The following is an 18,203-nucleotide window of genomic DNA, read 5'->3' as shown; positions in this document are numbered from 1 at the left end:
GAGTTCCGCCGCCGCCTAGGACCCCATCACGTTCAGGACGGCCAGGGTCATGGCCTCGACGCCGGTGCGAATCGTCGGCTCGGGGACCGGGGCGAAATAGGGAGAGTGGTTGGTCGGGAGCGGCTGGCCCTTGGCGCGGGCCTCGGCGATCACCTTGGGGTCATAGCCGCCGAGGCCGAAGAACAGCGAGGGGACGCCGGCGATTATGAACTCCGAATAGTCCTCGCTGGCCGAGTTGGGCGCGGTCAGGGCGATGGCGTGGTCGCCGAACGCGGCCTTGAACACCGGGGCGGTGCGCGCGGTGATGGCGGCGTCGTTGACAACCGCCTTGCCGCCCTCCGCCAAGTCGACGTCGGGAGCCGGCGCGCCGGCCATGTCGGCCACGGCCTTGGCGGTGCGGCGGATGCCCGCCAGCATCTTGTCGCGCACGGCGTTGTCGTAGGTGCGGATGGTGCCGTGCAGGACGGCGGTGTCCGGGATGATATTGCCGGCGCTGCCCGACTGGATCGCGCCCACCGTGATCACGCCGAAGGCGGCGGGATCCTTCTCGCGGCTGATCACGCTCTGCACGTCGACCACGAAGCGGGCGGCCTCCATCACCGGGTCGATGCTCTCCTGCGGCCGCGAGCCGTGGGAACCGCGACCGTGGAAGGTGATGTTCAGCTCGTTCGAGTTCGAGCTCTCGACCCCCGGCATGTAGGCCACGGCGCCCGCCGCCAGGTTGCTGACGTGCTGGGCGAAGCCAATGTCGGGCTTGGGAAAGCGGGTGAAGAGGCCGTCGGCGATCATGGCCTTTGCGCCGCCCACCGTCTCCTCCGACGGCTGGCCGATGAACATCAAGGTCCCGTGCCACTGGTTCTTCATGGCCACCAGGGCCTGGGCAGCCCCGACCCAGGCGGCCATGTGGATATCGTGGCCGCAGCTGTGCGCGACGGGGGTCGGCTTGCCGTTCCAGGCGGTCACCGCGTGGCTGGCGTAGGGCAGCCCGGTCTTCTCCTCCATGGGGAGGGCGTCGAGCTCGGTGCGGACCATGACCGTGGGGCCGGGGCCATTCTTGTAGATCGCGACGATGCCGGTCTTGCCGACGCGCTCGGTCACCGTGAAGCCGAGCGCCCGCATCTGCTTGGCGAGCTTGGCGGCGGTCTCGGTCTCCTGGAAGCCGAGCTCGGGGTGCTGGTGGATGTCCTTGTAGAGGGCGTCGAGCTGGGCGTAGCCGCGGTCGAGCCCGGCGTCGATCTCGGCCTTCTGCCTGGCGACGTCACCGGCCTGGGCGGACGAGGCGCAGGCCACGACCGCCGCGGCGGCGGCGAAGAGGAGGGGTCGAAGGACGCGGATCGGCATGGTGAGACTCGAAGCTTGAGAGGCCAAGCTTCACCATAGCCACTCCCACAACGTCTGCGCCAGCAGCGGTCCAACGGCGATCAGGGGGACGACTTGATAAGGACGCGTTCTCACACCTTCACGGCGCCCGCAGCGATCTTCTCGAACACCGACTTGGTCACCTTCACATAGCCGCGCCGCGGGTCGTGGAAGTAGAGCGGGCCCTTGATCTTGCCCGGATCGTAGCCGTCGGCCACCAGGTCCATCTTGCGGGCCTTGAAGGTGCCGGTGGTCTCCATCGCCGGCAGGATGCGGACGAACAGCGGCTGGGCGAAGGTCGGGAGTTCGGCGGCCACGTGCTGGCCGAACGCCTTGATGTCGAACTCGCCGTCGACCACCAGCCCCGCCATCCCGGCCCTCCCGTCGGCGCCGTCGACGGCGACGCCGTAGACGTTGGCCTCCTTGACGCCGGGCGCCGCCTGCAGCCGCTCGGCCACCTCGTTGGTGGAGACGTTCTCGCCCTTCCAGCGGAAGGTGTCGCCGATCCGGTCGACGAAATAGAGGTAGCCGTCGGCGTCCATCTTCATCAGGTCGCCGGTGGCGAACCAGGCGTCGCCCTTTTCGAAGACGTCGCGCAGCACCTTCTTCTCCGACGCCGCCTTGTCGACATAGCCGGTGTATTCCGAGCGGGCGTCGTGGCCGACCTTGCCGATGCACTCGCCGATCTGGCCCGGGCCGCTCTCGATGCAGAAGCCGTCGGGCCCGCGCAGCGGCTTCTCCGCCTCGACGTCGAACTGGATGAGCCGCACGTTGAACCGGTTGCGCAGCCACTTGGGCGCGCGGCCGATGGCGCCTTCCCGGCCGTCGAAGTTGAACAGCGACACGTTGCCCTCGGTGGAGCCGTAGAACTCCAGGATGTCGGGGATGTGGAAGCGCTGCTTCATCACGCGCCAGATGTCCGGCCGCAGGCCGTTGCCGAACGCCAAGCGGATCTTGTGGCGGGTCTCGTCGTCGGAGGGCGGCTGGTTGACCAGGTAGCGGCAGAGCTCGCCGATGTAGACGAACATGGTGCAGCCCTCGGCCGCGGCCTCGCCCCAGAAGTGGGTGGCCGAGAACCGCCGGCGCAGGAACACCGAGCCGCCGTTCAGGAAGGCCGCCCCCAGGGCGCAGAGCCCGCCGGTGGCGTGATAGAGCGGCAGGGCGACGTAGATCCGGTCGCTGGCGCCGGCGCCGGTCGAGCCGGCGAAGCCGCGCATGTAGAGCTGGGCGCGGACGTGGGTGATGCGCGCCGCCTTCGGCATGCCGGTGGTGCCGGAGGTGAAGATCAGCAGGGCGGTGTCGCGGGCCGTCATGCCCTCGCGCAGGGCGCGGTCGGGGGCGAGCTGGCTGCAGCTCTTCAGCGCCTGGACGAGGTCGCGCTGGTCGCCGTGCACCGGGCCGAGCACCCATTGCTGCAGCGGCTTCTCCAGCAGCGGGCGGGCAGCCTCGAACACCGGCGAGGTCTCGGGGTCGACGATGACGTGGGCCGCGCCGGAGATGTTCAGGCAGTGGGCCAGCGGCAGGCCGGAGAGCTGGTTGTTGATCAGGGCGGTGACCACGCCGACCTTCGACAGGCCGTACCAGACGGCGAAGTACTCGGCGCGGTTGGGCATGAACAGCGCCACCGTCTGGCCGCGCCGCAGGTTCAGCCCCTTGGCCCAGTGGGCGAAGCGGTTGGCCATGCCGTCGAGCTCGGCGTAGGTGAGCGTGCGGCCTTCGAAGCTCAGCGCCGGGCGCTCGCGCCACCTGGCGACCGCCGCCTCCAGGTCGTCGCAGACGAGGTTGTCGCTCTCGGGGCTGATCGACTTCACCCGCTTGAGGGTGCGGTTCAGCCCGCGCAGAAAACGCCACTCGCGCTGCAGCCTCGCCTTAAGGGCCATCCCTTCCTCCGACTTCCGTCACGGAGCTTGGCGGCGCGCCGCGCGGCGGGTCAAGGGAAGCCCGTCGCGCGATTGGTCACACCCGTGAGAGGCGAGCCGATCGCGGCGCCCCGGACACACGCCGGGCGGGCTGCGGGCCGGAATTAAGGTCATTCCGTGGCGGCTTTTGCCAGAAAGCGGCCGACTTCCCAGAGCTGTTTTCTAAATACTCGCCATCTTGGACTTTAATTCAGCAGCACAACGAAGATTTACCGCACCGCGTTAGACCTGAATTCGAGCCACACCGAGTGTTCAACGGTCAAGCTAGCCTGAAAGATCATCGGAACCGACCTCCACCTGACCACGTTTGTCCTCGGCGACACTCATTCTGGAGGGACTGACATGTCCGTTGACTTCACCGCCCCCAACGGGGCCACCACCGACGAAACCGAGAGTACGATGTTCGCCGCGACGCCCGTCTGGGCGCGCACGGGCAAGAAGGGCCGCACCCGCACCGCCACGACCACCACGACGGTGCGGACGGACGAGCCGGTCGCCGGCTCGACCGCCAGCACGACCTATGAGCCCACCAGCGTGATTCCGGGCGCCCGGACGGCCCGCCGTAATGGCGTAGCCCCAGCCGCCGTGGCCGCCGGCGTGATCGCCATCGGCGCGCTCGCCGCCGGCGGCTGGTACGTCAGCCAGTCGCGCGACCAGGGCGTCGCCCAGCTGACCCCGGGCGCGACCACCACCACCACGACGACCAGCCAGACCGCGCTGAACAGCGGCGCCGGCCTGAACGGCCCGGCCGCGACCCCGAGCGCCTCGAATCTGGCGGCCAACACCGCCGCCACGCCGGCGCCGGCGACCTCGACGACGCAGACCACCGTGGCCCGCACGTCCACACCAGTCGTCACGCATCGGACCACCCGCGTGGCGACCGCCCGGGCCCGTCCCAGCGCCGCCGCCAGCGCGGAAGGCGCCGGCGTGAACACCAGCGCCACGGGCCGCGCGGCGTCCGACACCCTGCCGAGCGCGCCGATGCCCTACTCCGGCGCGGCCCAGGCCCCGCAGATCTCGCCCGCGCCGATGCCGGTCACCCCGGCTCCGACCACGGTGAACCCGGCCCCCGCGCCGAGCACCTCGTCGGCGACGCCCGCGCCCGACGCGGCCACGCCCCCGGTCGCGACGCCGCCCAGCGCCTAACCCGTTTTCCGTTGGGGATTAACGGAGGGCGGCTTCCGCGAGGGAGCCGCCCTCTTCCCATGCGCGACGCGCTTCCCCTCGGCCTGCCCGCGCCCTAGAGTCCGTCCATGGCCGTCGCCTTCACCCGCGAGGAAGACTACGAGTCCCAGGCCGCCGACCTGCCGGACCGCCCCGTCTCGCCACACCCGAACCTGGTCACCGCCAGCGGCCTCGCCGCCATCGAGGCCGAGCTGGCCGCCGCCCGCGCCGCCTACGCCGCCGCCCAGGTGCAGGGCGGGGTCAGCGCCGACCGCACCGCCATGGCCCGCGCCACCCGCGACCTGCGCTACTGGTCCGCGCGCCGCGGCGCCGCCCAGCTCACCGAGCCCGCGGCCGACCCCGACGTGGTCCAGTTCGGCCGCACGGTGGAGGTGGAACGCGAGGACGGACGCCGCCAGACCTTCCGCATCGTCGGCGAGGACGAAGCCGATCCCGCCCGCGGCAGCGTCTCCTACGTCTCGCCCCTGGCGCGCGCCCTGCTGGGCAAGGCGGTCGGCGACACCGCCCCGGTGAACGGCGCCGAGGTCGAGGTGGTCGCGGTGCGCTGAGCCGCCTTCGCCCGCCTTGACGGCCGGACGCGCCGGAGGCATCGGTCGCCGCCTGCCCGGAGCCCGATCATGCAGCCCTTCCCCGACGACATCTTCACCGAGCCGGCGGACGTGGATCCCGACACCCTGGCCAACCTCGGGCCGCTGCGGCGGATGGCCGGCGTCTGGGAAGGCCGCAAGGGCGTCGACCTCAACCCCAAGGCCGACGGGCCGGAGCGGCGCGCGTACGTCGAGCGCATCGAGCTGCAGCCGATCGACCCGCAGGCCAACGGCCCGCAGCTGTTCTACGGCCTGCGCTATCACATCCACATCCTCGCCACCGACGAAGACGCCACCTTCCACGACCAGGTCGGCTACTGGCTCTGGGAGCCGGCCACCGGGCTGGTGCTGCAGACGGTGGCCATCCCGCGCGGCCAGGTGGCGATCGCCTCGGGACAGGCGGCGGCCGACGCCACGCGCCTGGTGCTGACGGCGGAGCGCGGACAGACCGAATACGGCATCTGCTCCACCGCCTTCCTGGAATACGCCTTCCGCACCGACTCCTACCGGATCGAAGTGGCCTTCGAGGCCGACGGCGGCTGGAGCTACGTCTCCGACACCATGCTGACGGTCCGCGGCCGCGCAGAGCCCTTCCGCCACCGCGACCGCAACACCCTGACCCGGATCGCCGAGCCGACGCCCAACCCGCTCGCCCTGATGCGGGCGGCGCTCAAGGTCTGAGCCGCCGGTTCCGGATCGGTCAGGCCCTGAGGATCACCAGGACAGGGTGGCGCGGGCGTAGAGGAAGCGGCCCTGGAAGCCGAACGGCGAGTACTCCGGGAAGGCGCCGACCCCGTTGGAGCTGATGGTCACCCCGTTCAGCACGTAGGGCGGGGTGTTCGGATAGGTGTCGAGCACGTTGTCCACGCCGACCGCCAGCTGCAGCCCGTGGCTGAGCTGCATCCGCCCCTCCAGGTCGATCAGGGTCTTGGGGCCGAGGACGTAGTCGCCCGCCGCCACGCTGTTGTTCGAGGGCTGCAGCAGCTTGCCGTAGTAGGTCGCCTTGGCGGTCGCCCCGAACGGCCCGTAGTTCCAGTCGGCGACGAAGGAGCCCTTCCACTTGGGCTGGCCGTCCGTGAGGGTCGCGGTGCGGTAGTGCGGCAGGAACACCGGCGGCGGGGTCAGCGCCGACAGGATCGGCGTCGACTGCACCCGGGTCAGGGTGGTCTCGTTGTGCGACAGGCTGGCGCTGAGGTCGAAGCCGCCATAGTCCCAGTCCGGACGCCACTTGTAGCTGGCCACCGCCTCGACGCCCTTGGTCTCGCTGTCGACGCCGTTGGTGAAGAAGCGCACGCCGCCGATGCCGGTGACGCCGCCGGCGTTGAACAGGGCGATGACGTTCGGCTGCTGCAGGATGTCGGACAGGACGATCCGGTCCTTGATCTTGATGTAGTAGGCGTCGACCGTCAGCGAGAACGAGCCGGCGCGGAAGACGCCGCCGCCCGAGATGTTGTTCGACTTCTCAGGCTTCAGGGGCGAGGCGCCGATCAGCCTGGCGCGGGGATCGCCCGGCGGCAGCAGCACCGTCTGGATCGGCAGGCCGCCGACGAAGTTGGTCGAGGTGGTGGTGATGAAGGACTGCTGCAGCGAGGGCGCGCGAAAGCCGTTGGAGAGGCTGGCGCGCAGGGCGAAGTTGGGGCTGAAGTCGTAGCGGCCGCCGAGCTTGCCGGTGAGCACGTCTCCGAAGTCCGAGTAGTGCTCGTAGCGGACGGCGCCGTCGAGGTCGAAGGCCTCGGTCAGCTTGCTCTCCGCCTCGAAGTAGGCGCTCTCCGACGTGCGGCTCTTGTCGGTGGCGTTCTCCGGGCTGAAGCCGGAGAAGGACTGCGCGCCGCTGCCGCCCAGGACGCCGGGCTGGGTGAAGTAGCCGCCGTTGACGTAGGAAGCCGGCTCGCCGGGCTTGATCTGGTAGTTCTCGTTGCGAGCCTCGACGCCGGCCGCCAGGTTCACCGCGTAGCCCGAGAGCTGGACCGTGCGGGTCAGCCCGATGTTGCCGACCGTCTGCTGGTAGAGGAGCTTGCCGGCGTCGAACGAATGCGGGCTGCTCGGGCCGAGCGAGGCGTTGATCGAGTCGATCACGTTGAAGTGGAACTCGTTGCGGCCGTAGACGACGCTGGCGTCCCAGTCCCAGCCGCCGAGCTTGCCCGTCGCCCCGCCGGCCACGCTGGCGTCGGTGACCTTGCCCTCGATCTTCGGCAGGAAGCCGTTGGGATAGACCGAGATGATGTTGGAGCCGGCGTTCTCCTGGATCGCGCGGCGCACGTTGGCCGCCGAGACCGCATCCCGGTACTGGTAGCTGCCCCAGCCGTAGAGGTGGATGCCGTTGTCGAGGTCGTACCCGGCGTTGGCGTAGGCGGTGTACTGGTCGATCTTCGGGTCGCCGTACCAGTTGTTGTAGCGGTCGTAGGTCAGTTCGCGCGGATCGAAGGCGCCGTTGACCAGCGGATACTGCTGGCGCGGATCGGGGCCGGCGCGGGTGGTGTGCTCCTGCCGCTTCAGCTCGCCGGAAACGGTCAGGAAGCCCGTGGCGCCCAGCGGCAGGCCCTGCCAGCCGGTGATGGTGGTGGTGCCGCCGTCGTTGCGGTGCTTGTCCGGCTGCAGGACCACGCCGGGCACGGCCGCCGGGCTCGGGCGGGTCTGCACGTCGGTGTTGTACTGGCCGTAGGTGACGCTCATCGAGCCGCCGGAGCGGGCCTCGCGCAGGCGCAGGTTGATCACGCCGGCGATGGCGTCGGAGCCGTACTGGGCCGAGGCCCCGTCGCGCAGCACCTCCACCGAATTGATCGCCGCGGCGGGAATGGTGTTGAGGTCCACCGCCCCCGAGCCATAGCCGATCGAGCCGTTCAGGTTGACCAGGGCCGCGGCGTGGGCGCGCTTGGAATTGATCAGCACCAGGGTCTCGTCCGGCGACAGCCCGCGCAGGGTGGCCGGGCGGACGGTGTCGGTGCCGTCGGTGACCGCCGGCCGGGTGAAATTCAGCGACGGCAGGGCGAAGGCCAGCGCCTGGGCGAGCTCGGTAGTGCCGCCGCGGGTGATCTGGTTGACGCTGACCACGTCCACCGGCGCGAGGGTCTCCAGGCGCGAGCGGGCCGCCACCCGGCTGCCGGTGACCACCACCTCCTCGACCGTGGAAGGCGACGCCGGCGCCGCGACCTGGGCCGCCGCCGGCCCCGCAGCGAACAGCCCGCAAAGCGCCGGCAGACTCAGGCTCGCCAGCAACGCAGCGCGATAGGTGGTCATGGATGGTCCCCCTCTGAGCGATCCCGGCCGTTCGCCGCCGGGTCGAAGGGAGGAGCCTAGCCCCACACGAAAAAAAGCTCGCACGTCAAATATTGCCGATGTCACCGGGATGTCTCAGGTGTGACACAAACGCATCGCCTCAAGGCGCGGCGTGCGATGCGCCCGCGTGCCGCATGGCGGTGCGGGGCTGGTATTGGCTATGTCGGGGGCTCGCACACCACCGTCATCAGAGTTCGTAGGGGCCCGCAGCCATGATCACCACGAAGGAAGCCGCGGAATGGGGCTCGGCCCTGATGGTGTTCGCGTCGGGCGGCACGGCCGGCCACTTCGCCTCCATCGGCATGACGCCGGTGCAGTGGGCCGGCGCTGTGGCCGCAGTGCTGGGCTCGGTGACTGTCGCGGTCGCCGTCCGCGTGTGGCCCGCCCCCGCCAAGGTCAAGGCGCGGGACTAAGCTAGCGCCTGTCATCCCCGCGAAAGCGGGGACCCAGGCTTTTTGACCGGCCGGCTGACGACGGCGGCCTCGACCCTCAGCGACGACATAAAACACCTGGGTCCCCGCTTTCGCGGGGATGACCGATGTTGTGGGCGTCGTCCGCCGCTACTCCGCCGGGGTCAGCGGGACGAGGATCTCGCCGCCGGTCTCGCGGAACTTGCGGGCCATCTCGTCCATGCCGGTGTCGACGTCGTTCTGAGCCCGCGCGGCGTCGCGGATGTCCTGGCTGATCTTCATCGAGCAGAACTTCGGGCCGCACATGGAGCAGAAGTGGGCGGTCTTGAACGCCTCCTTCGGCAGGCTCTCGTCGTGGTATTCGCGCGCGGTTTCCGGGTCGATGCCGAGGTTGAACTGGTCCTCCCAGCGAAACTCGAAGCGCGCCCGCGAGATGGCGTCGTCCCAGGCGCGCGCGGTCGGGTGGCCCTTGGCGAGGTCCGCGGCGTGGGCGGCCAGCTTGTAGGTCATCACCCCGACCTTGACGTCCTCGCGGTTCGGCAGGCCCAGGTGCTCCTTGGGGGTCACGTAGCAAAGCATGGCGGTGCCGAACCAGCCGATCATCGCCGCGCCGATGGCGGAGGTGATGTGGTCGTAGCCGGGGGCGACGTCGGTGGTCAGCGGGCCGAGCGTGTAGAAGGGCGCCTCGCCACAGACCTCCAGCTGCTTGTCCATGTTGGCCTTGATCTTGTGCATCGGCACGTGACCGGGGCCCTCGATCATCACCTGGACGTTGTGCTTCCAGGCAATCTGGGTGAGCTCGCCCAGCGTCTCGAGTTCGCCGAACTGCGCGGCGTCGTTGGCGTCGGCGATGCAGCCGGGGCGCAGGCCGTCGCCCAGCGAGAAGGAGACGTCGTACGCCTTCATGATCTCGCAGATGTCCTCGAAGTGCTCGTAGAGGAAGTTCTCCTTGTGATGCGCGAGGCACCACTTGGCCATGATCGAGCCGCCGCGCGACACGATCCCGGTCACGCGCCTGGCGGTCAGCGGCACGTAGGCCAGCCGTACGCCGGCGTGGATGGTGAAGTAGTCGACGCCCTGCTCGGCCTGTTCGATCAGGGTGTCGCGGAAGACCTCCCAGTTCAGGTCCTCGGCGACGCCGTTGACCTTCTCCAGCGCCTGGTAGATCGGCACGGTGCCGATCGGCACCGAGCTGTTGCGGATGATCCAGTCGCGGATGTTGTGGATGTTGCGGCCGGTGGAGAGGTCCATGACGGTGTCGGCGCCGCAGCGGATCGACCAGACCATTTTGTCGACCTCGTCGGACACGTGCGACAGCACCGCCGAGTTGCCGATGTTGGCGTTGATCTTCACCAGGAAGTTGCGGCCGATGATCATCGGCTCCAGCTCGGTGTGGTTGATGTTGGCCGGGATGATGGCGCGGCCGCGCGCGATCTCGTCGCGGACGAATTCCGGGGTGCAGAAGTCGGGGATCGAGGCTCCGAAGTCCTCGCCGTCGCGGATGAAGGGGTCGGCCTCCTTGCGACGCAGGTTCTCGCGGATAGCGACGTATTCCATTTCGGGCGTGATCACCCCGCGTCGGGCGTATTCCAGCTGGGTGACGTTGGCTCCGGCCTTGGCGCGGTAGACGCGGCGCGGCGCCGTGAACTGCGGCGCCAGGTGCTCGCCCTTGGCGAAGCCGTTGTCCTCGGGCTTCACCTCGCGCGGCGTCTCGACGATCTCCACGTCGCCGCGGGAGACCACCCAGGGCTCGCGGGTCTTTGAGAGGCCCTTCTCGATGTCGATGACCACGGTCGGGTCGGTGTAGGGGCCCGACGGATCGTAGAGGGTCAGCGCCGGCTCCTGGGCGCTCGGGTGCACGGCGACCTCGCGGAACGGCACGCGGATGTCGGGCCACAGCACGCCCGCCTGGTAGACCTTGCGCGACCCCGGACGCTCGCCCGTGGGGACGGTCCCGGCGTCCAGCTTGCCTGTGGGCTTGTTCATGGCGTGACCTTCCTCGTGCAGACGGACCACGGGCGAAGGATCGGAAACACGCTTCCTTCCCTTCGCCGGCATGACCCGGATCAGGTTCGACGGGTCGCGGGTTCACCCGCCTCTCAGCCGCTGACGCGCGGCCCCCCGAGGAGAGGCGGACGTTAGGCCCGGCGCGCGCGGGCGCCAACCGCAAATCCGGCGGGCGCATCAAATGCCACCGCCGGAACAGGCGGGGCTGTGGTAGGTTGCGGAGGGTAGGAGGACCTTCGATGAAGCTTCCAATCGCCGCCCTGATCGGCGCGGCCGTGTCGCTCGCCGCCTGCGCTGACGCCTATCCCCCGCCGCCGCCAGGACCCCCGCCCGGCGCGCCGCCGCCCGCGGGGCCGCCGCCCGGCTATTCCGCCGCCCTGGCGCCCGACGCCTGCTTCCGCACCCACGACATCCGCAACCACACGGTGGGCGACGACCACACGCTGTACATCGACGTGAACGGACGCGACGTCTACGCGATCGAGATGAGCGGCGCCTGCCTGGCCGGCGCGATGTCCAACGATCCGATCATCATCCGAGAGCCGCCGGGCGCGGCCATCGTCTGCCGGCCCATCGACCTGGATATCTCGATCGGCCGCCCCGGCGGCGGCGGCTTCGCCACGCCCTGCATCGTCAGGGACATCGTGCGCCTGACGCCCGGGCAAGTGGCGGCCCTGCCCCCCAAGGTTCGGCCCTAGGGTTTCCCTGGGTCATGCATTTGGAGTAGGGCGAGGGCATGCACCTCGCCCGCTTCAACCCCGTCCGCTTCGCCCACCTGCCCACGCCGCTGGAGCCCCTGCCCCGGCTGACCGCGGCGCTCGCCACCTCGCCCGGCGGCGGGCCGGAGCTGTGGATCAAGCGTGACGACTGCACGGGCCTGGCCGGCGGCGGCAACAAGACCCGCAAGCTCGAGTACCTGCTGGGCGACGCGCTCGCCAACGACGCCGACACCCTGGTCACCCAAGGCGCGGTGCAATCGAACCACGTGCGCCAGACCGCGGCGGTGGCCGCGAAGTTCGGCCTGGCCTGCGAGATCATCCTGGAGGAACGCACCGGCTCGCAGGCGGTCGACTACACCCGGTCCGGAAACGTGCTGCTCGACGAATTGATGGGCGCCAAGGTCCGCCGCGTGCCCGGCGGATCGGACATGGGCGCTGCGCTGGAGGCGGTGGCGGAGGAGGTGCGCGCCCGCGGCGGGCGGCCCTACGTCATTCCCGGCGGCGGCTCGAACGTCATCGGCGCCCTGGGCTACGTGGAGTGCGCCCTGGAGATCGTCGCCGAGGCTAACGCCATGGGCCTGAAGATCGACCGCATCGTCACCGCCACCGGCAGCGCCGGCACCCACGCCGGACTGGTCGCGGGCCTGGCGGTGATGGGCGCGGACATCCCGGTGCTCGGCATCGGCGTCCGCGCGCCGAAGGACGCGCAGGAGGCCAGCGTCTTCAAGCTGGCGCGGGAGACCGCCGAGCTGCTCGGCCACCGCGACCGCGTCACCCGCGAGATGGTCGTCGCCGACTGCGACTACGTGGGCGCCGGCTACGGCCTGATCGACGCCGAGGTGATCGAGGCGCTGAAGCTCGCGGCCCGCACCGACGCCATCCTGCTGGACCCGGTCTACACCGGCAAGGCGATGAAGGGGCTGATCGCACTGGCCGGAGCCGGCCGGTTCGATGGCGAGACGGTGGTGTTCCTGCACACCGGCGGCGCCCAGGGCCTGTTCGGCTATCAATCGGAACTGGAAGGCCAGCTGTGACCACACCCAAACTCACCCTCGGCCTGCTGGGCGGCATGGGCCCCGCCGCGACGCTGGATTTCCTGACCAAGCTGCAGGCCTTCACCCCGGCCGAGACCGACCAGGACCACATCCGGGTGATCGCCGACATCAACCCGCAGGTGCCGGACCGCAACGTCCCCGGATCGGGCGCCGGCCCGGTGCTGGCCGAGATGGCCGGGGCGCTCAGGGGCGCCGGCGCCGACGTGCTGGCCATCGCCTGCAACACCGCCCACGCCCACGCCGACCTGATCCAGCGGGCCTCCGGCCTGCCGCTGATCGACATGATCGCCACCGCCTCCAGCGCCGCGCGCGACACCGGCGCCATGCGGGTCGGCGTGCTCGCCACCAAGGGCGGGCTCAAGCTCTACCGCGAGTACCTGGCCGCCCAGGCCATGGGCCTGGTGACCCTCGACCCCGAACGGCAGGCGGCCTTCATGTCGGTGCTCTACAAGATCAAGGGCGGCGACACCGGACCGGAGGCGCGCGGCGCCATGGCCGCGCTCGCCGTGGAGCTGATCGCCAACGGCGCGGAGGCGGTGATCGCCGGCTGCACGGAGGTGCCGCTGGTGCTCGGCCCGCGCGACCTGAAGGTCGACTTCATCGACTCCTGCGAGTTGCTCGCCCGCCGCTCGGTCGCGGTCTGCCTGGGCCTGGAGCCGGTCCCGGCGATGCCGGGCTGAGGCTCCCTCCCTAAGGCGCCCATCCTAAGGGGCCACGGCCAGCCAGATCACGTGCCGCGCGCCGCGGCGGCCGCCGGTGGCGCGGACGGCGACCTCCTCCACGCCGAAGCCGGCCTTGCGCAGCCGCTGGGCGAAGCCGGCGTCGGGGCCCGCCGACCACACCGCCAGCACCCCACCGGCCCGCAGCGCGCGACGCGCCGCGCCGAGGCCGCCGGCCGAATAGAGGCCGTCGTTGGCGTCGCGATTGAGGCCGCCGGGGCCGTTGTCGACGTCCAGCAGGATGGCGTCATAGGCCGCCCGCCCCGCCCCGATCGCCTCGGCCACATCGCCCTCGCGCACGGTCACCCGCGGGTCGTCGAGACTGCCGTCGAAGATGTGCGCCATCTCGCCCCGCGCCCAGGCCACCACCGCCGGCACCAGCTCGGCGACCACCACGCCGGAATCGGCCGGCAGGTCGGCCAGGGCGGCGCGCAGGGTGAAGCCCATGCCGAGGCCGCCGATCAGCACCTGCGGCCCGGCCCGGCCGCGAATGCGATCCCCGGACAGGGTGGCGAGCGCCTTCTCCGAGCCGCTGAGCCGGCTGTTCATCAGCTCGATCGAGCCCGACATGATCGAGAACTCGGCGCCCCGCCGCATCAGCCGCAACTCGCCGCCGCCGGGGATCTTGGCGCTGTCCAGGTGGACCCAGGGGATCATCGATGGCGGTCTCGGCGCTCGTGGAAAGACGGGGCGCCTATCTAGCAGATCGGCGGCCGGGGTCCCCGCCCCTTACAGCTGCGCGGCGTTGAAGGTGTCGCAGGCGGCCGGGTCGCCGGTGGTGACGCCGTTGCGGAACCAGCGCATGCGCTGGGCCGAGGTGCCGTGGGTGAAGCTGTCGGGCACGACGCGGCCGCTGGTCTCCTTCTGCAGGGTGTCGTCGCCGACCGCGGCGGCGGCGCGCAGGCCGTCCTCCACGTCCTTGGGATCGAGCGCCACCTGGCCGCCGGAGACTTCCGGGGCGTGGGCCACCCAGACGCCGGCGTAGCAGTCGGCCTGCAGCTCCAGCCGCACCGAGCCGCTGGCCGCGCCGCGCGCGCCCATCCGCTGGGCCTGGTCCATCTCGCCCAGCAGGTTCTGTACGTGGTGGCCCATCTCGTGGGCGATGACGTAGGCGCGCGCCGCCTCGCCCTGGGCGCCGAAGCGGGTCTCCAGCTCCTGCCAGAAGGCGAGGTCGAGATAGACCTTCTGGTCCTGCGGACAATAGAACGGCCCCATCGCCGACTGGCCGAGGCCGCAGCCGGTGACGGTGGACTGGTCGTAGAGCACCTCGGCGGCGGGCGGCCGGTAGGTCTCGCCCCGCTGGCGGAAGATCTGCGTCCAGACCTGGTCGACCGAGGTGGCGACGACGTCGACGAACTGGCCCTGCTGGTCGGCCACCTTGCCGCGGACGCCCTGCTGTTCCTGCTGGGCCGGCGCCGCGCCGTTCACGACGCTCATCGTGGTCGAGGGATCGATCCCGAACACGAAATAGCCGATCAGCGCCAGGACCACGCCGCCGGCGCCCAGGCCGCCGACGCCGACGGGCCCAAGGCCGCGACGGTCTTCGATGTTTCCGGACTGCTGTCCGCCAAGCCAGCGCATGGGGCCTCCCCTCGTGTCAGGTCGAGGGCATAACGCGGCCGAGGCGGTCGCGCTCCGTCCGGCTCAGCGGCGGTTGGCGGCCGCTTCCTTCACCCGCCGGTTGGAGTCGGCCAGGGCGGCGTCGGGGATGGAGACCAACTGGCTGGTGTCGATATTGGGGAGCGGCATGCCCGGGACGTAGGCCGGGACCGGGATGATCGGCGTGTAGCTCTGGGCGCGGACGTCGGCCAGGCCCCGTTCGGTGCGCAGCTGCGCGTCCAGCGTCGTCATCTGGTTCTGCTGGGCGATGTCGCGCTGGCGCTGCATCTCCTGCAGGGCGGCGAGGTTGTTGTAGCGGGCGAGGTCCGCCGTGCTCTGCGCCTGCAGGGCGTTGTAGCGGCCGGACAGGTCCTGGGCGGCGGCCGGGGCCGCGGCGGCGAAGACGATCAGCAAGGCGATGGCGGCGCGCATTCACAGGTCTCCAGCCCAGCCTCCAAGAGATGGGGTCGGCGCGCGCCCGCGGCTAGCGGTGGGTGACGGTGAAACGCGTCAGCTGTTCCCGCGGCGGCGGCCAGTCGGGGCTGAGCTCGACCGCCTTCTGGTAGTCGAAGTAGGCCGCCTTCATGTCGTCGAGGCCCTCGTAGGCCAGGGCGCGGTTGTAGTAGGCCTTGGCCGGCTCATCCAATCCCAGGGCGATCGCCCGGTTGAGGTCGGCCAGGCCCTGGGCGTAGCGGTGCGCGCCGACCGCCGCGGCGCCGCGGTTCACATAGGCCTCGCCGAGGTCGGGCTTGGTCCCGACCGCCAGGTCGAAGTCGTGGACCGCATCGTCGAACTTCAGCCGCCGCAGCTTGAAGACGCCGCGGTTCACATAGGTGCCGGCGCGGTCGCGGGGGCTGAGCACCTCGGTCTCCAGGGCGTCGGTGCAGAGCTGGTCGAACCGGGCGTCGGACTTGCCGGCGATCGCCGCGCGGGAACAGGCCTCGGCCTGGCCGCCGCCGATCACCGTCACGGCGGCGCGGGCCTCGCCCGCAATCGCCAGGGCGCCCAGGGCCGCCGCCACGCCCAGGCTTCCCACAAGCTTCTTGACCATGGCTTGCTCCACCGGCGCGGCCGCGGCGCGGAGAGCGGCCGCGTACCGGCGCTATCTGAAAGAATCGCGCCGTCCGGGCCGGGTTGTCAACGCCAGCGCCGCGCCCAGCCCGAGGCGTCGCCTACCCCATGGTCGGGATGACGAAGGCGGAGTCCTCGGAGAGGCCCTCGGGCCAGCGGGCGGTGACGGTCTTCACCTTGGTGTAGAACTTCACGCCTTCCATGCCGTGCTGGTTGGTGTCGCCGAACGCCGAGCGCTTCCAGCCGCCGAAGGTGTGATAGGCGACCGGCACCGGGATCGGCACGTTGATGCCGACCATGCCGACGTTGACCTTGGCGGCGAACTCGCGCGCGGCGCGGCCGTTGCGGGTGAAAATCGCCACGCCGTTGCCGTAAGGGTGCTCGGACGGCAGCCGCACCGCCTCCTCGAAGGTCCCGGCGCGGACGATCTGCAGGACCGGGCCGAAGATCTCCTCCTGGTAGGTCCGCATGCCCGGCTTCACCTGGTCGAACAGCGACGGCCCCATGAAGAAGCCCTGCTCGTAGCCCTGCAGGTTGAAGCCCCGCCCGTCGACCACCAGCTCGGCGCCCTCGTCGACGCCCAGCTGGATGTAGTCGGCGATCTTCTGGCGATGGGCGGCGGAGACCACCGGGCCGTACTGCGCGGCCGCGTCGGTGGAGACGCCGACCTTCAGGGTCTCGATCTCGGCCAGCATCTTCTCGCGGAACACCTCGGCGGTCTTCTGGCCCACCGGCACCACCACCGGCAGCGCCATGCAGCGCTCGCCGGCCGAGCCGAACGCGGCGCCGGAGATGTCCTTCACCGCCTGGTCGATGTCGGCGTCGGGCAGGATGACGCCGTGGTTCTTGGCCCCGCCCATGGCCTGGACGCGCTTCCCGGCCGCGGCGCCCCGCGAATAGACGTAGTGGGCGATGTCGGAGGAGCCGACGAAGCTGACCGCCTTGATGTCGGGGTGGTCGAGGATGGCGTCCACTGCCGCCTTGTCGCCGTGCACCACGTTCAGCACGCCCTTCGGCGCCCCGGCCTCCATCATCAGCTCGGCCAGGCGCACCGGCACGCTGGGGTCCTTCTCCGAAGGCTTCAGGATGAAGGCGTTGCCGACCGCGATGGCGATGCCGAACATCCACATCGGGATCATCGCCGGGAAGTTGAACGGGGTGATGCCGGCCGCCACGCCCAGCGGCTGGCGCATGGAATAGACGTCGATGCCGGGCCCGGCGCCCTCGGTGTACTCGCCCTTCAGGGCATGCGGGATGCCGCAGGCGAACTCGATGACTTCCAGGCCGCGCTGGAGGTCGCCCTTGGAGTCGGCGATCACCTTGCCGTGCTCGGAGGAGAGCAGCTCGGCCAGCTCGTTCATGTTGGCTTCGACCAGCCGCTTGAAGTCGAACATGACCCGGGCCCGCCGCTGCGGATTGGCCAGGGCCCAGACCTGCTGGGCGCGCACGGCGGCGGCCACCGCAGCGTCCAGCTCGGCGGCGCTGGCCAGGGCCACGCGGGCCTGCACCTCGCCGGTGTTGGGGTTGAAGACGTCGCCGAACCGGCCGGACGTCCCCGCGACGGCCGCGCCGTCGATGAAGTGGGTGATGTCGCGCATGGCAAGATCCTATTCGTTTGGCCCAGCGCTATCACTCCGCGCGACCCTCCGGAATTGGCTTCTTGCGCGCTCGATGGCTTGGCCGGACCGCCGCGTGATCCCCGTCGGGTGCCTTACCTGGTCCTGAAGACTGGCCGGCCTAGCGGGCCGCGACCCGCCGCTCGGCGAACCGTCCGCCGACCCAGCCGCCGGGCGTCGCCGCGTCGGCCCGGACGTCGTCGGCGAGCAGCAGCAGCCCCTGCGCGTCCATCACCAGGTCGCCGGGCGCCAGCCGCCGGCGGCCGCCGGAGGGAAACGGGATGTCGGCCACCGCCGCGAAGGCTCCGGAGGTGAGCCGCGTCACCAGCAGGTAGACCGCCGGCCGCGCGCACTGGTGCATGCGCACGGCGTTGCGCACCGCGTCGGGATTGAGCCCCAGGCCGCCTTCGAACTTGGCCGCACGCCGGATGACGTCGCGCAGCGGCACCGGCCGGGCCACCTCGTCGACGCAGGCCAGCGCGCGGGAGCGCAGGGAGCCGGCCTGGCTGCCGCAGGGCTCCCCCGTCCAGATCACATAATGGTCCGTCGGCGTCCGGGCGATCGCCTCGACCAGCTCGGACTCCGGGATGATCTCAAGTCCACGATGACGCACTAATGTCTCCGTTGCTCAGAGGGTATTGGACGCGAGATTTGCGACGTCCGCGCGACGTCGGCAGGGTC

The 18,203-nt window shown here is 70.6% G+C and carries 17 protein-coding genes and 1 riboswitch; of the genes, 7 read left to right on the top strand and 10 right to left on the bottom strand.

What is annotated here, in order from left to right:
• Positions 1–15: 15 nt before the first annotated feature.
• Both DJ021_RS11085 and DJ021_RS11080 read right to left on the bottom strand, forming a co-directional pair.
• The gene (locus DJ021_RS11085; RefSeq protein ID WP_111457604.1) at positions 16–1,341 is read right to left on the bottom strand and encodes an amidohydrolase; all 1,326 of its coding nucleotides are present in this window, start codon (positions 1,339–1,341) and stop codon (positions 16–18) included.
• A 110-nt stretch (positions 1,342–1,451) separates the two neighbouring features.
• Entirely contained in the window at positions 1,452–3,239 is a 1,788-nt protein-coding gene (locus DJ021_RS11080) for a long-chain-acyl-CoA synthetase (protein ID WP_111457603.1), read from the bottom strand.
• 381 nt (positions 3,240–3,620) lie between these two features.
• On the opposite strand from DJ021_RS11080, the gene DJ021_RS18905 reads away from it, so the two are divergent.
• The 3 genes from DJ021_RS18905 (at position 3,621) to DJ021_RS11060 (ending at position 5,731) form a co-directional block, all read left to right on the top strand.
• Positions 3,621–4,424 (top strand): hypothetical protein, encoded by an 804-nt coding sequence (locus DJ021_RS18905; protein ID WP_165837187.1) that lies wholly within the window; start codon positions 3,621–3,623, stop codon positions 4,422–4,424.
• A gap of 107 nt (positions 4,425–4,531) precedes the next feature.
• Complete coding sequence (gene greA / locus DJ021_RS11065; RefSeq protein ID WP_111457600.1) at positions 4,532–5,011, top strand: transcription elongation factor GreA; 480 nt, start codon at positions 4,532–4,534, stop codon at positions 5,009–5,011.
• A gap of 69 nt (positions 5,012–5,080) precedes the next feature.
• Positions 5,081–5,731 (top strand): FABP family protein, encoded by a 651-nt coding sequence (locus DJ021_RS11060; protein ID WP_111457599.1) that lies wholly within the window; start codon positions 5,081–5,083, stop codon positions 5,729–5,731.
• Positions 5,732–5,764: 33 nt separating this feature from the next.
• Here the strand turns inward: DJ021_RS11060 and DJ021_RS11055 are convergent, their stop codons facing one another.
• Positions 5,765–8,287 carry a TonB-dependent receptor plug domain-containing protein gene (locus DJ021_RS11055; protein WP_111457598.1) on the bottom strand — a complete coding sequence of 841 codons (2,523 nt, stop codon included), beginning with the start codon at positions 8,285–8,287 and terminating at the stop codon, positions 5,765–5,767.
• A gap of 251 nt (positions 8,288–8,538) precedes the next feature.
• Here DJ021_RS11055 and DJ021_RS11050 point away from each other — a divergent pair, with 251 nt between their 5' ends.
• Complete coding sequence (locus DJ021_RS11050; protein WP_111457597.1) at positions 8,539–8,739, top strand: hypothetical protein; 201 nt, start codon at positions 8,539–8,541, stop codon at positions 8,737–8,739.
• A gap of 147 nt (positions 8,740–8,886) precedes the next feature.
• On the opposite strand, the gene thiC is transcribed toward DJ021_RS11050, so the two are convergent.
• The gene (thiC, locus tag DJ021_RS11045; protein ID WP_111457596.1) at positions 8,887–10,722 is read right to left on the bottom strand and encodes a phosphomethylpyrimidine synthase ThiC; all 1,836 of its coding nucleotides are present in this window, start codon (positions 10,720–10,722) and stop codon (positions 8,887–8,889) included.
• Positions 10,723–10,762: 40 nt separating this feature from the next.
• Positions 10,763–10,870: riboswitch (TPP riboswitch) on the bottom strand.
• 112 nt (positions 10,871–10,982) lie between these two features.
• Here thiC and DJ021_RS19095 point away from each other — a divergent pair.
• Genes DJ021_RS19095 through cuyB form a run of 3 tightly spaced genes read left to right on the top strand, consistent with a single transcriptional unit; the run spans position 10,983 to position 13,197 of the window.
• Positions 10,983–11,441, top strand: coding sequence for a DUF6491 family protein (locus DJ021_RS19095; RefSeq protein WP_207801817.1), 459 nt, complete (start codon positions 10,983–10,985; stop codon positions 11,439–11,441).
• A gap of 38 nt (positions 11,442–11,479) precedes the next feature.
• Positions 11,480–12,496 (top strand): D-cysteate sulfo-lyase, encoded by a 1,017-nt coding sequence (gene cuyA, locus DJ021_RS11035; RefSeq protein WP_111457595.1) that lies wholly within the window; start codon positions 11,480–11,482, stop codon positions 12,494–12,496.
• Positions 12,493–13,197, top strand: coding sequence for a cysteate racemase (cuyB, locus tag DJ021_RS11030; protein WP_279386487.1), 705 nt, complete (start codon positions 12,493–12,495; stop codon positions 13,195–13,197). The genes cuyA and cuyB overlap by 4 nt, the downstream gene beginning before the upstream one ends.
• Positions 13,198–13,221: 24 nt before the next feature.
• On the opposite strand, the gene DJ021_RS11025 is transcribed toward cuyB, so the two are convergent.
• The 6 genes from DJ021_RS11025 to DJ021_RS11000 all read right to left on the bottom strand — a co-directional run bounded on the left by DJ021_RS11025 (position 13,222) and on the right by DJ021_RS11000 (position 18,135).
• The gene (locus tag DJ021_RS11025) at positions 13,222–13,893 is read right to left on the bottom strand and encodes a spermidine synthase (protein WP_111457594.1); all 672 of its coding nucleotides are present in this window, start codon (positions 13,891–13,893) and stop codon (positions 13,222–13,224) included.
• Between the two features lie 72 nt (positions 13,894–13,965).
• Positions 13,966–14,817, bottom strand: a complete 852-nt coding sequence (ypfJ, locus tag DJ021_RS11020; RefSeq protein ID WP_111457593.1) for a KPN_02809 family neutral zinc metallopeptidase — start codon at positions 14,815–14,817, stop codon at positions 13,966–13,968.
• A gap of 63 nt (positions 14,818–14,880) precedes the next feature.
• Positions 14,881–15,267, bottom strand: coding sequence for a hypothetical protein (locus DJ021_RS11015; RefSeq protein WP_111457592.1), 387 nt, complete (start codon positions 15,265–15,267; stop codon positions 14,881–14,883).
• Positions 15,268–15,319: 52 nt separating this feature from the next.
• Complete coding sequence (locus DJ021_RS11010; RefSeq protein WP_111457591.1) at positions 15,320–15,886, bottom strand: tetratricopeptide repeat protein; 567 nt, start codon at positions 15,884–15,886, stop codon at positions 15,320–15,322.
• Positions 15,887–16,007: 121 nt separating this feature from the next.
• Positions 16,008–17,504 carry a CoA-acylating methylmalonate-semialdehyde dehydrogenase gene (locus DJ021_RS11005; RefSeq protein WP_111457590.1) on the bottom strand — a complete coding sequence of 499 codons (1,497 nt, stop codon included), beginning with the start codon at positions 17,502–17,504 and terminating at the stop codon, positions 16,008–16,010.
• 139 nt (positions 17,505–17,643) lie between these two features.
• The gene (locus DJ021_RS11000; protein WP_111457589.1) at positions 17,644–18,135 is read right to left on the bottom strand and encodes a hypothetical protein; all 492 of its coding nucleotides are present in this window, start codon (positions 18,133–18,135) and stop codon (positions 17,644–17,646) included.
• Positions 18,136–18,203 lie beyond the last annotated feature (68 nt).

The organism is Phenylobacterium hankyongense (assembly GCF_003254505.1).
In the GTDB taxonomy this organism is placed as follows: domain Bacteria; phylum Pseudomonadota; class Alphaproteobacteria; order Caulobacterales; family Caulobacteraceae; genus Phenylobacterium; species Phenylobacterium hankyongense.
The sequence above is the reverse complement of the archived record's forward strand: the minus strand, read 5'-3'. Positions and strand labels throughout refer to the sequence as shown.

Bases quoted from the DNA above. Each gene is read 5' to 3' on its own strand.
- DJ021_RS11050 (WP_111457597.1), top strand. From the start codon at position 8,539: ATGATCACCACGAAGGAAGCCGCGGAATGGGGCTCGGCCCTGATGGTG.
- DJ021_RS18905 (WP_165837187.1), top strand. From the start codon at position 3,621: ATGTCCGTTGACTTCACCGCCCCCAACGGGGCCACCACCGACGAAACC.
- greA (WP_111457600.1), top strand. From the start codon at position 4,532: ATGGCCGTCGCCTTCACCCGCGAGGAAGACTACGAGTCCCAGGCCGCC.
- DJ021_RS11060 (WP_111457599.1), top strand. From the start codon at position 5,081: ATGCAGCCCTTCCCCGACGACATCTTCACCGAGCCGGCGGACGTGGAT.
- DJ021_RS19095 (WP_207801817.1), top strand. From the start codon at position 10,983: ATGAAGCTTCCAATCGCCGCCCTGATCGGCGCGGCCGTGTCGCTCGCC.
- ypfJ (WP_111457593.1), bottom strand. From the start codon at position 14,817: ATGCGCTGGCTTGGCGGACAGCAGTCCGGAAACATCGAAGACCGTCGC.
- DJ021_RS11080 (WP_111457603.1), bottom strand. From the start codon at position 3,239: ATGGCCCTTAAGGCGAGGCTGCAGCGCGAGTGGCGTTTTCTGCGCGGG.
- cuyA (WP_111457595.1), top strand. From the start codon at position 11,480: ATGCACCTCGCCCGCTTCAACCCCGTCCGCTTCGCCCACCTGCCCACG.
- DJ021_RS11085 (WP_111457604.1), bottom strand. From the start codon at position 1,341: ATGCCGATCCGCGTCCTTCGACCCCTCCTCTTCGCCGCCGCCGCGGCG.
- DJ021_RS11010 (WP_111457591.1), bottom strand. From the start codon at position 15,886: ATGGTCAAGAAGCTTGTGGGAAGCCTGGGCGTGGCGGCGGCCCTGGGC.
- thiC (WP_111457596.1), bottom strand. From the start codon at position 10,722: ATGAACAAGCCCACAGGCAAGCTGGACGCCGGGACCGTCCCCACGGGC.
- DJ021_RS11055 (WP_111457598.1), bottom strand. From the start codon at position 8,287: ATGACCACCTATCGCGCTGCGTTGCTGGCGAGCCTGAGTCTGCCGGCG.
- DJ021_RS11015 (WP_111457592.1), bottom strand. From the start codon at position 15,267: ATGCGCGCCGCCATCGCCTTGCTGATCGTCTTCGCCGCCGCGGCCCCG.
- DJ021_RS11005 (WP_111457590.1), bottom strand. From the start codon at position 17,504: ATGCGCGACATCACCCACTTCATCGACGGCGCGGCCGTCGCGGGGACG.
- DJ021_RS11025 (WP_111457594.1), bottom strand. From the start codon at position 13,893: ATGATCCCCTGGGTCCACCTGGACAGCGCCAAGATCCCCGGCGGCGGC.